Here is a 15,445-nt window from a genome sequence, read left to right on the forward strand (position 1 = left end):
GACAAAAATCAGAACAGAAAACGCCGGAAAATCTGGCAAAAAACAACGTTTGAATCCGCATGAAAAACACATGGACAAAATTTCACGGATTCAGGGGAAGAGTTTGAGCTGTTCAAGCGTACCGATCTCGTAAGCGCCGTTCTTCAGCTCAAGCGTGGTGACGCCATTGGTGTAAGACTTGGTTGCTTCATCGAATGTTACAGCCATGTTTCTGTTCTCCCTTTTGTTTCAAAAGTTGAATGAAGTTATATTTTATGTCTGAAAAAATCAACAAAGAATGCCCGGCCCGATTTCCGTTCCCGGAAACGGCCCTGCATTCTTTGCTGTTCCATTGTTGATCGATCCGATGAAGATGTTTCATAGACGCAGTCTGCGCTCCTGTCGGCAAGGAGTCCATTTCCGCGGCCAAGAGCGGAACCGCCCGTTCTCCCTATGAAAGCACAATTGCCGGAAATTTCCCGAAACGCGGTGGAACAGGGAGGCAATTGAAATGCAGACTGTCTGTACCTCTTTTTTCACCATCCCCATGAAACGGCAAGCATCCCCGGCGACGTCCACCGCCACGGAAACGGCTTCGCCAGCAATCATCGGGACCGTGACGCGGCAAAACTCATGCAAAGATACGCGCAAAGCCGGTATGGAAAATTCCATACCGGAAAACTCGCGGCGGATGTGCCATTGCTCCGAAAAGCACCGGCACTCAACGCATAGAGCTATTGGACTATTTGCCGCTAATAAACCAGATTCCTGCATAAATATAGTCTGAATATAAAACAGGTTCAATAGATCATGTTATTTTTTAACACCACTATACTTTATCTTCTGCGATTTTGCAAGTTTATTTCACTATTTTTTTCAGTTCATCTATGCAAAAAAACAAAATTTACGCCGTGTGCAAGTTTTTGGGATTTCGCCTTTGGCGACCAAGGCGCTTCGCCCTTGGAACCAGACCGGCAAGGTGCCGGTGCCGAATACTTCAGAGCCGGGAAAGGCGTTTCGCCTTTCCCTCCGGGTGGGGGAGGCTCTACTGTGGACAGGCAGGCGAGTACCTGAGCGGCACACCGCTCCGGTCGGCGCAGAGCCGATTTTTTTATCGGCTCTAGGCACTCCCTGCGCCTGCTGCCGCCGGAGGTCACGCGCGGAACCTCCAGATGCTGACCGGGTAATAGAAAGATACCCTGATGGAGGCTGATAAGAATTTATCTGCCGATATACGTAAAGCGAGTTCAGGCAACAATACAATTGCCATATCACAGGCAAGCATATCTTTGAGTACGAGCCTTACTGAACCTTGCCTGTACTATGGGATAGGCAAGGCGAGATCAGACAACAATGCAGTTGCCAACCCACAGGCAAGCATCTTGGAGTACGAGCCTTACTGAACCTTGCCTGTATGAAAAGGCAGAAGAGAGTTCAGCCTCCATGAGTGTAATTTCACATCATCCGGTCAGCATCTGGAGGTTCCGCGCGTGACCTCCGGCGGCAGCAGGCGCAGGGAGTGCCTAGAGCCGATAAAAAAATCGGCTCTGCGCCGACCGGAGCGGTGTGCCGCTCCTGTACAACCATGCCTGTCTCCATCAGGGCTCCCCCACCCGGAGGGAAAGGCGAAACGCCTTTCCCGGATCTCAAGTATTCGGCACCGGCACCTTGCCGGTCTGGTTCCAAGGGCGAAGCGCCTTGGTCGCTCCGAGAGGAGCGAAATCCCCATTCAGGAAACTTGTACACGGCGTGTATTACTCAACACTTAACCGACTCACATCAAAGACTTTCCGAACTGCCAGAATTCTGCAACCCGACATCCGCATTTCCGCGAAACAGTAACCTCTCCCCGCTTTTCAGAACATGACGGCCAGGGCCTCGCCGCCGTAGGTGACGGCCTGTTCCGTTCCTCCGACCGGACGGACGCGGAACCGCCGCTGTTCCAACATCCCCGGATAGCTGCCGCAACGGTCCTCCACGGTCAGGGTGCGGGCCGCGTCGTTCCAGCGGAAACGGATTTCGGAGTGCTCGCCATGCTCGTACCCGTAGCCGTCGAACGCATCCTCATACAGAATAAATTCCCCGTCAGCGCCGGGATAAATCCGCAGTTCGAGGTCGTCCCACGGCTTTTCAGTGGAGAACTGCACCTCCGGGCCGAGCGGCAGGATCGAACCGGCCTTCACGTACAGCGGCACAAGATCGATCGGCGCGGGGCGTTCCACTTCGCCCGCGACCGGCTCCTCCGTATGGAAGTCGAACCACTTCCCGGCGGGCAGTTTCACCCGGCGGCTTCCGGTCCGGCTGAAGTCGGTTACGCCCTCTTTCACATACATCGGCTCCACCACCGGCGCAACCAGCAGCGCCCGCCCGAACCGGAATTCGTCGCCGACGCCGGCCAGCGCCGGATCGTCCAGCGCCGCCGGGCGCAGGAAGGAACCGTCCAGCTTCGCGACCTCCCACGCGGTCGAGTAGAGGTACGGCAGCAGCCGGTAGCGGAAGCGGATGCACGCTTCGATCGCGTCGAACGCCCAGTCGCCGCGCTTTCCGAACTGCCAGATTTCACGCGGCGAAAACGTGCCGTGCGAACGCATCATCGGCGTGAACATGCCGAACTGCATCCAGCGCACGTACAGCTCGCGGAACCCCGGTTCCGCCACGCCGCCCCGGAACTCCCGGTCCGCAAAAAAGCCGCCGATGTCGGTGTTCCAGTACGGGATGCCGCACATCGAGAGATTCAGCCCCGCCGGAATCTGCGCGCGCAACGCCTGCCAGCTCGAATCGACGTCGCCCGACCAGCAGAACGCGCCGGTGCGCTGCTGGCCGGCGAATGCGGAACGGGTCAGGATCGTCACGCGCTTCGAGGCGTCCGCCGCCTTCTGGCGCCGCGCCACCCCCTCGACGTGCACCAGCGGGTAGGAGTTGCGCACCCGCCGGAGCGATCCCGCCGAAGTCGGCGTGTCGAACACATCGGGCGTCGGCCACATATTCTGGGTGTACGGGAACGGCTGCTCCGGCTCGGAGGCGTCCAGCCACCAGCCGTCCACGCCCGCCTTGCACAGATGCCGCTCCAGCAGCTTCCAGAAAAGTTCGCGCGCATCTGGATTCCACGCATCGTAGTTGCGGCCGTTCCTGGACATGTTCGCCCCGAAGCCCAGCAGGAAATTCCGCTCCTTCATCTCCCGGTACGGCACGGTTTCCGTGCCGAAGTCCGGCCAGACCGAGATCAGCACGTGCGCATTGAGCTCGTGAATCCGCTCCACCGCCTTTTCCGGCGCCGGGAACGCCGGATTCAGGAACTCCATCGAATTCCACAATTCCGGGGTGTTGCCCCAGTACTGCCAGTCCTGGATGATGCAGTCGAGCGGCACGCCCAGCTCCCGGTACTTCTCCACCGCCGCGACCAGCTCGTACTGGCTCGCGTAACGTTCCTTGCTCTGGCAGTAGCCGAGCGTCCACAACGGAGGCATCGGCGCCTTGCCGGTCAGCCGGCGCATATTCGCGACCACCCGGTCGCCGGAGCCGCCGCCGAGGAAGTAGTAGTCGGCGCATTCGCCGAGTTCGGAGTCGAACGCCGTCTCCCGGGCCGAATCGGTGAACACCGTCGGGGAGGCGTTGTCCCAGTAGACGCCGTACCCCTTCAGCGACAGGAAAAACGGAATCGCGATCTCCATATTGATCTGCGACAGCAGCAGCCGCTGGCCGCGCTGGTTCATCCGGCCGGTCTGGTGCTGGCCGAGCCCGTAGATCGCCTCGCCGCCGTCAAGCCGGAACGCCTGCCGGACGCGGCTGGTCCGCTCCCCCGCGTAGCATTCCGGCGTGAACACCGTGCCGGCCTCCTTTTCGGCCAGCAGCAATCCGCCCTCCGGGGTCAGGAACCGGACGCGGCCGTCCGCCTGCGCGATCTCCAGCTGCAGCGCATCGCCCGTCAGCAGCCAGCGGCCCTCCGCCTCTTTCAGCGCGAACCGGCACGGCTCCGGCTGCATCACCACCGCGAAACTCCGCTTTTCCACGGCGTTCCCGGCGGGATATTTCAGGATGCGGACGATCTCCGGCGAAAAGAACTGCACTTCGATTTCCAGTCCGTCGGCTGTGACGTGAAAAACGGCGGGAGCACTCATGGATATACCTCCTGTATTGTTGCGTTTCATTTCTGAAATTATAGCAAACAACCTTGAAAAAAGCAAGCACCAGTCCGGAATCGTCTCAAATAGTCCGATTTTTGCTCACCCTTTTCCGCACTCCTCGCCATAGCGGCGGCGCTGGTCGAAAAAGTTGCTGCGGCTGAAAAATCCGCACCGCGCCGCCGCGTTTTCCGCCGATGCGCCGTCCGCGATCAGCGTCTCTGCCGCGCGCAGCCGCAGCCGGTTCAGATAGACGCAGAAGCTCATCCCGGTTTCGCGGGTGAACCGGCGGTGGAATACGCTGCGGCTCATCCCGGCCAGTTGCGCCGCCTCCGCCACGGAGATCCGCCGCGAAAAGTGGTTGTCCAGAAAGTAGAGCACCGTTTCGATCGCCGCGTCATGCTCCGGCGTCGCCGTGCCGAGGCGGTAGCGGGGCGGGTCGTCCAGCTCGAATGCGAGCGCAAGCAGTTCCAGCAGCGCCGCGTGGGTGCGCAGCGTGCCGCCGAATGCGGGACGCTCCGACCAGCGCCGGATCCGCCGCATCAATTCGCCGCCCCGCCGGGCCGCCTCCTCCGGCAGCCCGGCGATGAAGCCGCGCTCCAACACCCGCTTGCGCCAGAAGCCGAGCAGCAGCCGCGCCTCCGCCGCGGCCGCCCCCTCCCCTTCCGGGAATCCGTAGGGCATCATCAACACTTCACAGCGGCAGCCGCAGGCGGGATCAGCCGCGAACACATGCGGCTCGCCGGGCGGAATCAGCAGCAGTTGCCCCGGCCGCACCGGTTCGCGCCAGTTGCCGACCGCCTGCACGCCGCCGCCCTCGGCGCAGAAGAACCATTCAAACTCCCCCTCGTGGCGGTGGGTCGGCAGTTCGGCCAGCGGCCGCCGCTCCGGCAGCAGGTGCGGCGCGAGCGTCACAATGCCGTTGCGGTGATTCTGAATGCGGCTTCCCATTGTCGTCTCCTTTGCCGTAGTATAACCGTGTTTCAGCATCAATGCAAGAGAAAAAAATAAAAACGCGCCCGGAATCCTGCGACACCGGGCGCGATCTTTCAGCGCGTCACCACCGTTTCAGCCGGTAGGGGTTGAACGGGCGGTGGGCGTCGGTGTACGGGAAGCTGTCGCCGCTGCGCGCGACGATCTCCGGCGACGGCCCGACGATGCCGCCGTACTGGAAGTTGTCGTACACCTTCACGGCGATGGAGTTCACCTCACCGAACCTCACCGCTTCCGGCGGGATCGGATAGGAGCGTTTCACCGCCCAGTACTCCTTCACGTCGTTGCCGGTCATGCCGACTTCGCGGCCGTTCACGAACGCCTTGTCCATATCGTCGACCACGCCGAGGTTCAAAAACAGCTTCTTCCCACGGAAGCTCTCCGGGATCACCACGCCGCAGCGATACCACGCGTAGCCGTCGTAGGGCAGCTTCGCCTGCGGGAAGGCCGGATTCGGGGCGGTCACGCCCTGATTCTCCCAGTAGCCCGGCACTTTGATCGAACGCCACTGCGAATCGTCGAAGCCGGGCTTCTCCCAGCCCCGGAAGAAGCCCCGGTTTTCCGGGTCGGTGCTGAACTTCCACTCGCCCGGCAGCTTCACCGGCGCCAACGCACCGCCGGAGGCCGCTTTTTCGGAAACGGTCATGAACGCCGCCCCCTCCGCCGCCAGCAGTTGCGCGACCGCGCGCCCCAGCCGGACCGCCGCGCGGGTGGTCCGCTCGGGACTCAACCGGGAATCCCGAAACCGCTCCGGGTTCACCGCGACCAGCACGAATTTCCCGTTGCCGCACGGCACTTCGGCCAGCAGCCCCGGCTTCGCCAGCAGCTTTACTCCCGCCGACTCCCGCACCAGAGGTTCGGTGAGCAACGCCTTCACGAAAAGGTCGGACCAGCCGGTTCCGGCACGCCGCTCCAATTCGGCGGAAGGCTCCGTACGGTACACTTCGGCGGCCTCCGCCGTGACCGTGACCTTGCCGAGCTTCAGCGTTTCCGGCAGCGGGCCGAGCAGAAATACCGTGCCGCCCTGTTCCGCTTGTTTCACCAGCGCGTCGAGGCCCTCCCGGTCCAGCGCCGACGCCTCCGCGAGCGTCAACGCCCCCAGCGGAGCGGTTTTGACATTCAGCCGGGCGGCCAGTTTCGCGGCCCCCGCGCCGATCGCCCGCACCGGTTGCGCATCGCGTCCCGGAGCCGGGTTCCACGCCGCCAGCCGGCGCAGCAGCTCCGTCGCGACCGGATCGCTGCCGGCACGCCCGGCGAGGTCGAGCTGGCAAAAGAGGATATGCCCCCTGCCCTCCGCAAGTTCGGTGAGAAATGCGTAGTTCAGGTCGAACTCCCCTTCGAGCCAGTGGCGGAAACCGCCGGTGTGCGGTTTCTCCAGCATCAGCGACGCGATCGAACCGCGGTTGCCGCGCCGGAACGGCTCCTCCGGGTATTCGCCCGCCGTGGCTTCGCTGTACTTCGGATCGGGTTCCAGAAAGGAGTAGCCGCCCCGCCAGTCGGTGAAATCCACCGGTTCCAGCCCCGCCAGCAACTCCGGGCTTCCGACCGGAAACATCCGCCGCACGCCGCGCGGCTGCACCCGCAGCCCGAAAGGCGACAGATCCGGCTGCGCCATCACCACCAGCGCCGCCCCGGCGCGCACCTGATCGAGCAGCTTCGCGAGCGTCGCATACGGCAGCTTCGCCAGAGAACCGCGCCCGATCACGATGGTTCCCGCCGCATCGGCGTCACCCTTCACAAAGGGGATGCCGAGCTTTTCAAACGCCTGCCGGGTTTCCCCGACGGGATCGAACAGCACCACCGGTTTTCCCGGCTTTATCCGGTCAGGAGGAAACACCTGCAGCGGAAAATCCTGCACGTCGAGCCGCTTCGGATCGACGCCGGAAACCGACAGCTTCAGCACCAGCTCCGTGCGCTTCTCCACCTGCGGCATGGTCAGCGTAAAAGGCACGAACGCCCGCCGCCCCGCCGCGACTTCGACCGGCACCGAACCGGATCTGCCGCCGAGCGTCCAATTCACGGTGAGCTTCAGATCGCGGCGCGAATCGTTGACCGCGACGATCTGCTTTTCCACCGTTTCGCCGGAGTAGAACGCATGGGTCCGGCTCGAAAACCCTTCGGCGCGGCTGCCGCCCGCCCAGACCAGCACCGGCCGGAAGCTGCGCTCATACGCCCTGCCGGTGCCGCACAGCTCGTGCTGGGACGGCGACCGGTAGTTGCCGAGCGGCTTCGCGCCGGGCCGGGACCAGTCGTGATACCGGAAATCCGACTTCACGCCGTGCTTCCAGTATTCAAAGCCGACGCCGCACAGGTCGCGCTCGTCCACCCACGGGCAGAAGCCGTTCACCCCGTAGGCGCGCCACACCCGGATATAGGCGGGACTGACCAGCTGCTGCACCAGGCTGACCGGCGCGTGTTCGTAGAGATTGTAGTTCCACCAGTAGGGCTGGTAGGAGTTGTAGAAGTCGCAGTTGCTCTCGACCTTGTCGGTCGCATTGGAGTCGATCAGTTTCAGATAGCGGTTCTCCTGCAGCCGGTAGGCGTCGCGGCCGAGGTAGGGGGCGCAGTACTCCGCCTCCATCGGCTCGGCGCCGCCCATGGTCATCCAGCTGCCGTCGCGGCAGCGCGAATAATCCATCTGGGTCGGGAAGCCGAGTTCGACCGCGTTGAACGGCCTCACTCCGTGTTTCGACCACGGCTCCGGATAGTCGGCGCGCTCCTGAAGCGGCGGCCACGAGATGTAGAAGTTGGAGGTGATCATGCTGCCGTAGTTGCCCCCGGCGTGGTGATAGATGATCCGCGAATCGTCGATTCCCCGGATCAGCGCCTCGGACTCCCCCGCCTCGCGCCGCTTGCGCCCGAGGTCGCTGACCGAATCCGCCGGTTTGAAGTCGCTGCCCCACGCATAGGGATTCAGATCCCACGGATAGCCGAGCAGATTGAAGTTCATCGACCAGAAAACCAGCGACGGCGAATTGCGGTAACGCTCCATCAGTTCGCGGTTCATGCGCAGCCACTCGGCGCGCTGCGGCGCGGAGTTCCAGTTGATGTCGTAAACCCGGCCCAGCGGCAGCGCCACCAGCCAGCCGGTCCGGTCGGCCTCGTCGAACAGGTCGTCGTAGAACTGCGCGCAGCCGCCGACCCGCCATGCGTATTCGTTGGAGATCATCAGCGTGTTGAACCCCGCCTTGCGGTACAGATTCAGCACCGGCAGCAGGTGGTTCTTCGCGGAAGTCACGAATGCGTCGCGGTTGGCCGCCGGCAGCGTGATCAGCCGGAAGGGCTTGCCGTTCAGCATCATCTCGCGCCCGTCGATCCAGACTTCGCGGAAGCCGAACCGGCGCGGCAGCGAGTGTTCCACCGTTCCGCCGTCGCGGTCCAACACCGCCTCCGCCTGGTACAGATACGGATCGTCGGTCTCCCACAGATGCGCGTCGCGCCACGGACAGGTGAAGCTGAACTCCTGCACCTCCTCGCCGGTGAGCTTCAGCCGGGCCGGAAACTGTTTCACCGCCGCTTCCCGTTCATACGGCCGGACCACGAACCGCGCCCCGGCGTCGCCGGTGAGCTTTTGCGGATTCGCGACACGCAGTTGAAAGGTGATTTCGCCCCGGCGCACGCTGGTTTTCATAAAGAGGTCGTCCACCCGGAGCCCCGCGGGACGGATCACCAGCCGCACGTCCTGCGTAATGCCGCGCAGCGTCGCTTTCTGTTTCACATTCGCGGTCATCTCCGCCCCGAGGAACATCTTCTCCTCGCCGCTGATCGCCGCATCGACCCGGATCACAAGTTGGTTGACCGCGCCCCTTTTCACCTTGTCCGTGATGTTCCAGAGGCCGGGACGGCGCTCCATGCAGACGCCGAGCTTTTCTCCGTTCAGATAGACCACTCCGCCGATCGTGACCCGGTCCACCGCCAGCAGCAGCTCCCGGCCCGGCGGCACTTCCGGAGCGATGAATTTCCGCCGATACCACGCCCCCTCGAACTCCTGCAGATTCTTCCCGTCATAGGTGCACGCCCCGCCCCAGCTGCCCCGTTTGAACCGGGGCGACGCGATCGGGAAATCCGCCGCGAACATCCACGACGACGGAACCGGAACCGGATAAAATTCGGATTCCGCCGGCATCTCTTTCTGAATTTTAAAAGTCGGCGCGATCTCCCAGATGCCGTTCAGATAAAGGTTGGTGTTGAAGTCGTTGCCCACCCGGAAGTTTCCGGCCAGATCAGGCGGCGACGGTTTGTCATAAGGCAGCGGAGCCGCCCCGGCGACGGCCGACAGCAGCGCGGCCAGCAGTGCGGAAATCCTTTTCATTTCGCCTCCCCGGTTTGCGGCACATGGTTGAACAACACTTTCACCTCCTCCGGCGGCAGCGCCCGGTTGTAGATGCGCAGCTCGTCGATCTCCCCGGCCAGCACCTCCTTGTCACTGCTCTCGCTGCCGATTTCGAGCCGGTGCGGCGTGCCTTCGGGCCGCTCGCGCATCGGGTTGGAGGGGGTCTTGTAAGAGATCTCCTCCCCGTTCATATAGACCCGGATCTCCGGTCCGTTCCAGGTCACGGCCAGATGCTGCCATTCCCCTGCCGGATACGGTATCTTATTCGGGGAGAGCACCAGATTGCGCTTTTTGTCGCGGTCGTGCTGCGATACGCACAATTCATCCCAGCGGGTGCCGCCGATATAGAACGCGTTTTCATTCCACTCCTTTCCGGCGGCGGCCTTGAAAATGCGCCACGAACGCTGTTCGCTCCACGGCCGGTCCCGCCTGATCCACATCGCGACCGTGCCGCGCTCGAAATCGAACTGATCCTTCGCCGGATAGGCCAGCTTCGCGCCGCCCTCCAGCCGTACCGCTTTGCCGAACCTGCCGTCGATGAACTTCAACTTCTCCGCGCGCACCGGTCTGCCGTTCGCGGCGGCCGCCTCGGTGGAACCGTCCATCGGCGCGTACAGGATCAGACCGTCCGCGATTCCCGCGCAGGCCGTCACGCCAACTGCCGCCAGCACGGCGGCGCAATACCGTTTCCAACTGTTCATTTTCATCTCTCTACTTCAAAGCCTGATAGCCGTTGTTGTTCCTGACCGCCGGCGGAAACATCCGCTTCATCTCATCGTCCGTGCTGCCGAAGCGCGGCACGCTCCCCGCGTGACCGTCCAGAAACAGCACGTTAAACCGGTCGCCGTGGCGGGTGGACATGCGCGGCACGCCGTTGCCGGTCAGCCAGTCGCTCCTTCCCCACCATGCAAACGCGATATTCCCCATCCTGCCGTTGCACGTTCTTCCGTCATAACTCATCAAAGAATCGCAGAAAGCCACCTTCAACGAAGGCTCCATATACTGCTCGATCTTCGCGACGCTTCCGGCCTTGCCGCTGACATCGCTCAATTCCGAAGCGATACTTCCGCCAAAGACAAAGCCCGCCACTCCATAGCTGCCGAACACCCATTTGCCGCGTTCGTTTTCGGTGTAGGCTTCGCCCCGCCAGTTGGCGGGGTCCTGAATCGCCGCCTTTTCCGAACCGGTGGCGGGACAGAAAAAGATGGTCTTTTCGGTTTTCTGTTCCAACTTTTTCATATCGTAATATCCGGCCTCCGCCAGCTTCCAGAACGGCACGCTGAAATCCGACGTATCCTGCGCACCGGGAGCCTTGAACGTCACCGCCGGTACGTATCCGGCATGGTCTCCCGTATAAAGCGCCACCAATGTCCCGATCTGTTTGAAATTACTCATGCACCCGCCGCTTTTGGCCTTATCCCGCGCCTGATTCAACGCGGGCAACAGCATTCCCGCCAGAATCGCGATGATCGCGATCACCACGAGCAGCTCAATAAGGGTAAAATTTCGTAAATCCCGTGGCCGCATAATGTACAGTATGTTCGGTCACGGGAGCTTTCCAGTATAAAAAAATCACCCAAAAAGGAGACTGAAAAATGAGAAACAAGCAAAATTTACACAACATACTGTACATTATGCGAAACACCTGCAATATCAAGTACCCTGATAAAAAGTTTATCTATCTTTTGTTTCCGGCAGCAGGATCAGGTCGATGAAATTCCCCGGCAGCTTCGGAGTCTGACCGATGCCGGGCGTCAGTTCCAGCCAGCCGGCCCGGCCTTTGCCGTTGTTCACATTCACCAGCACGCTGAACCGCATCGCCGAACCCGCCTGCAGCCGGAACGGGCTGACCAGCAGCCTCGGAAACGCCAGTTCGTACACCGTTCTGCCGTTTTCCACGCGGATCGCCGATTTCACCGCCGGAACCACGCCGAGCTGTTTGTCCACGCTGTCGTAGAGCGCAGCGGCGGCGCGGTGCATATAGACCACCGGCCTGCCCTGCCACAATCCGGCGGCGAACTCGTAGTCGTCATCCTGATATCCCTGCAGCTCCTTCGTCGCATTGCGCAGCGGATCAAAGGCGATCTGCAGCGAATCCCCGCCCCACAGCCCGGAGGGGCCGACCGGATTTTCCACCACACCGGCCTTGCCGACCTCTACGGCGAGGTAGAGAAAATCGTCGTCCCAGCCGAAGCGCAGCCCGGCGTCGATCCGGTCCTCCTGCGGCGTCCACGGCGCGAGCTTCACCGCCTGCGCGGAGGTGAGCCGGACCGGAGCGGCCTGCGGCCAGTCGTCCAGATTGCCGTCAATCATCGGAGCCTTCGCCAGCTTCGGCACCAGAATCGACTTCAGGTTGAAGCCGAACTTCCGGGGCGAACCGCCCTCCGGGGTCACCTCCACCTCAAACGGCCGGTCCGCCGGAGCGATCCCGGCGACGGTCCGGAATTCGACCGCCCGGCTCTCCTCCGCCGGAATCGCCGGGAAAGCCGCTTCGCCCTTTCCCTGCACCAATCCGCCGGTCAACACTTTCACGGTTCCCGCCACCGGGCGGTTGGAACCGTTGAAAAGCCGGATGCGGAACGCATCGCTCCCGGTCACCTCCAACGCCGCCTCAAGCTGCCGCACCGCTCCGAGGTCCAGCTTGCCGATCCAGTTTTTCAACTCGTCGGCGGAAGCGGCGGTTTCCAGATAGACCGGATACTCGTCCAGCCCCAGCCGGCCGCCGGCAAGACGGGTGCCCATGAAGTCAAATACGGCAACTTTTCCAACAGCCTGTTCCGGCAGCGCCGCCGCAACCGGCTTGCCGTTCCACTTCCACAACGCCGCCACCCGGCGGTCGCCGCGGTCGAAAATGTAGCAGCGGTAATCGCTGCCCAGCCGCACCCGTCCCGCCGGGACCGCCTTTTCCAGCCGGTCCGCCGCGTTGCGCAGCGCGAACATCACCGGAGCCGGACGCGCCAGATCGCCGGTCGCCGGATTTCCCATCAGGATCATCGACCAGCCGGTGCCGCAGGCGCTCTGATCCATGCTGAAGTGGTGGAACTCCTCGACGCCGTGCGCGAATGCGATCAGCATCATCCTGGTATTGTAGGCGGCGCGGCTCCGCTCCCAGTCGCCGATCAGCTCACCGGCGGGCAGCGCCACGCCGCGCTCCCCGGCCTCCGACGCGACCAGCGACAATCCCGGACGGCGGCGGTCGGCCAGCTTGCGCAGCGTCACGAGATCGTCCGCGTAATCCGGCAGCTCCGGCAGCGCCCGGTAGGGGTGTTCGGTGATGATCGAAAGCGCGTCGGCGGCTCCCTTCGCAAGCACATTGTCGGTCCACGGAATATCGGTGTGGCAGGAGGCAGGCCCGGCCACCTTCGCGGCGGGATCGGCCTCGCGCAGCACCTCCGCCGCCGCCCGGATCGCCTCGGCGTTGGCTTCGGGGGTCATCTCCCGGTGCTTCGCCGGATCGGCGACGCGGGTGCGCCCGCCCCAGATGTTGCTCTCGTTGAAGATTTCATAGCTGTCGATCATGCCTCTGGAACCGGCGGCGGCCTGTTTCAGCAGCGCCTTCCACTCGCTCCAGTCGTTCGGGGCGAGGAACTGCGGCACATCCGCGCCGAGCATCCCGACGCACATCATCACGCGGAAGTTGTTCCGGTGGAAATAAGGCACATCGCGGAAGCCGTGAGTCGGCAGCCTGCGGAAATCGGACCACATCCGCACCGCACCGAACCGGAAATCCTTCAGCATCGCGATCGCGGTTTCGGCGTTCTGCCGCGAATCGTAGTTGATGCCGAGCCGGGTCAGCTGCGGGCCGGGGCGGTCGATCACGCCGGACTGGAAGTTGTACTTCACGTCGCCGATCGTAAAATTCCAGTTATAGCTTCCCCGGAACTCCTCCGGCAGCGGCAGCGTGTATTTGCATTTCCAGCGCCCCGCCGCATCAAGCCTCACGTTTTCCGGCCCGGCCGCCGCGATCCGGCGGCCCCGGAAGTCCGCCAGCTCCCAGCGGACCGGCACTTCGCTTTTCCCCGGCGCGGTGATCGTGAACTCCGCCTCGACCGGCTCCCCGGCGAAACTGTAGCCTTTCGGCTGATTCAATTTGCCCTCCACGGTGATCGCCGGACAGGCCGCGTCCCGCGCCGGACCGAGGTGGTAGGCCGCATCGTCCGCCCAGACCGTCGAACCGGGCTGCGGCACCAGCCGGGGCGTGACCTGATGGAAGATCGCGCCGTAGCCGTTGACCACATCGCCGTACACGTAAACGCCGGGAGCTTTCGCACCCCACTGCGGCACGGAAAGGTCGTACCGCTTCCAGTCGGTCCCCACCGTCACGTCGCGCCCGTAGGCGATGCCGGAGGCCAGATGGAGTCCGAGCGAAACCCGGGTTTTCGGCTTGTCCGCTCTCAGCCACACCGAAAACGACACGGGCCCGTTCGTCCGGAACGGCACCGAGTTGTAACAGAAAAATCCGTCCGCATCCGGCGCCGTCTCCAGCCGGAAGGAGTTCCGCCCGGAGCGTTTCACCTCTCCGTCCACCGCCGCCGCCATCGCGCGATTGTACACCTTGCCGTAACCGTCGTGAATCCTGCCGTCGTCCGCCATCGCCCCGGCTTTGCCGCTGAACACCCCGACGTTGAACCAGCCCAGCTCTGCGCCGCCGTTGGTCAGCCAATTCGCGGCGGGATCGGCCGCCGCCTCCCTAACCGGAGCAAAACCGGCCTTGCCGATCCGGTAAATCCCCGCGCCCGGCAGGTCGAACCGCAAATGCAGTTCATTCAAATCCTCCGGCAATATCTGTTCAAAGGCGAGCGTTTCCCCGCCGCCGGAGAGCGCGAACTGCTTCGCTTTCCAGTAGTGCTTCTTCGCTTCGCCCTGATTCCCCTCGAAGTAGAGCGTCGCCGGCACTCCGCCCGGTTCCGCTCCGGCCTCCAGCGTCAGCTCCATATTCCTGAGCCGCAGCGACGGCTCGAACGGCAGACCGTGGGCGCGGAAGATCACCTCGGCTTTCGGGAATTTCTCCCGCAACGCCCGCGTGTCGATCACCAGATGCCCCTGCTCCACCGCCGTTTTCAGCAGTTCCGCCGCCTCCGCCGGTTTCACGGAGATCATTCCGGCCAGCCGTTCGCCGCGCACCGCGACGGAACCGCTTTTCACATTCCGCTCCAGGCGGCATCCGCTCCAATCCGGCGTGAAAGCCGCTGCGGCCATCCCGGCCAGCAGCAGCATCGCCGCCGGCAATCCCTTGCAATATTTCATCTTCCTTCTCCCCTACTTGATCCAGCCGAAATAGCGGCTGCGGTCCTGCTCCAGTTCCCCCAGGCTCATCGGCGCGGCGCGCCCGTCCAGAAACAGGATATTCGCCACCATCTGGCGCGGCGCGGTCGCGGAATTGCTTTCGGTCACATACATCGACATGCCGCCTCCATGCACATACCGGATATGCACATTGTAGTTGCAGGTATAAGTGTTGGAATTGCTCCCCGACTCCAGGTCCCGCCCGCCGTCGATCAGGTTCACCCGGATGCTCGGCTGTCGGATCGATCCGGTTTTGATGCTCTGCGCCGCCCACTGCCGGTAGTAGCCGGTATCGGGAATGTCGTACTGCTTGCCGAAACCGCAGTTCATCGCATAGGTGCGTTCGGTCGCCTCGTTCGCCGAAGGGCAGAGCAGCAGCTTGCAATTGCGCCCGTCCGCCCCCTGATAGGTCGTATTTCCCGAAATCGGCAGCAGGTTGGCCAGCCACAGCAGCCCGTACCATTTCTTGTTGGAGTTGGGAGCCTCCGCCACTCCGTCCGCCAGATTGAGATTCTCCGCGAACGGCCTCACGTCGTACATCCCCTCATACGAAAACAATGTAATGCCGAGCTGTTTCAGATTGTTCAGGCACTGGGTGTTGCGCGCCTTCTCCCGCGCCTTGTTCAGTGCGGGCAGCAGCATTCCCGCCAGAATCGCGATGATCGCGATCACCACGAGCAGCTCAATAAGCGTAAAATTCCGATTCTTCCTCATCGTTCCGTCCCCTTTCCTG

7 protein-coding genes are annotated in these 15,445 nt (G+C 62.7%); all 7 read right to left on the minus strand.

What is annotated here, in order from left to right:
• Nucleotides 1-1,835: 1,835 nt before the first annotated feature.
• The 7 genes from C8D82_RS11025 to C8D82_RS11055 all read right to left on the minus strand — a co-directional run bounded on the left by C8D82_RS11025 (nt 1,836) and on the right by C8D82_RS11055 (nt 15,426).
• Nucleotides 1,836-4,097: a glycoside hydrolase family 31 protein gene (locus C8D82_RS11025; protein ID WP_165833019.1), complete on the minus strand. Its 2,262-nt coding sequence runs from the start codon at nt 4,095-4,097 to the stop codon at nt 1,836-1,838.
• A 105-nt stretch (nt 4,098-4,202) separates the two neighbouring features.
• Nucleotides 4,203-5,051: an AraC family transcriptional regulator gene (locus C8D82_RS11030; RefSeq protein WP_165833020.1), complete on the minus strand. Its 849-nt coding sequence runs from the start codon at nt 5,049-5,051 to the stop codon at nt 4,203-4,205.
• Nucleotides 5,052-5,157: 106 nt separating this feature from the next.
• Entirely contained in the window at nt 5,158-9,405 is a 4,248-nt protein-coding gene (locus C8D82_RS11035) for a sugar-binding domain-containing protein (protein ID WP_116884346.1), read from the minus strand.
• Nucleotides 9,402-10,127 (minus strand): LamG domain-containing protein, encoded by a 726-nt coding sequence (locus C8D82_RS11040; RefSeq protein WP_165833021.1) that lies wholly within the window; start codon nt 10,125-10,127, stop codon nt 9,402-9,404. The genes C8D82_RS11035 and C8D82_RS11040 overlap by 4 nt, the downstream gene beginning before the upstream one ends.
• Before the next feature lie 10 nt (nt 10,128-10,137).
• A complete protein-coding gene (locus C8D82_RS11045) occupies nt 10,138-10,953 on the minus strand; it encodes a prepilin-type N-terminal cleavage/methylation domain-containing protein (protein ID WP_116884348.1) in 816 nt (271 codons plus the stop codon).
• 147 nt (nt 10,954-11,100) lie between these two features.
• The gene (locus tag C8D82_RS11050) at nt 11,101-14,673 is read right to left on the minus strand and encodes a DOMON domain-containing protein (RefSeq protein WP_116884349.1); all 3,573 of its coding nucleotides are present in this window, start codon (nt 14,671-14,673) and stop codon (nt 11,101-11,103) included.
• A 12-nt stretch (nt 14,674-14,685) separates the two neighbouring features.
• On the minus strand, nt 14,686-15,426 hold the full coding sequence (locus C8D82_RS11055) for a DUF1559 family PulG-like putative transporter (protein WP_116884350.1): 741 nt from the start codon (nt 15,424-15,426) through the stop codon (nt 14,686-14,688).
• Between the last annotated feature and the right edge of the window lie 19 nt (nt 15,427-15,445).

The sequence above is a fragment of the Victivallis vadensis genome, assembly GCF_003096415.1.
Lineage (GTDB): Bacteria > Verrucomicrobiota > Lentisphaeria > Victivallales > Victivallaceae > Victivallis > Victivallis vadensis.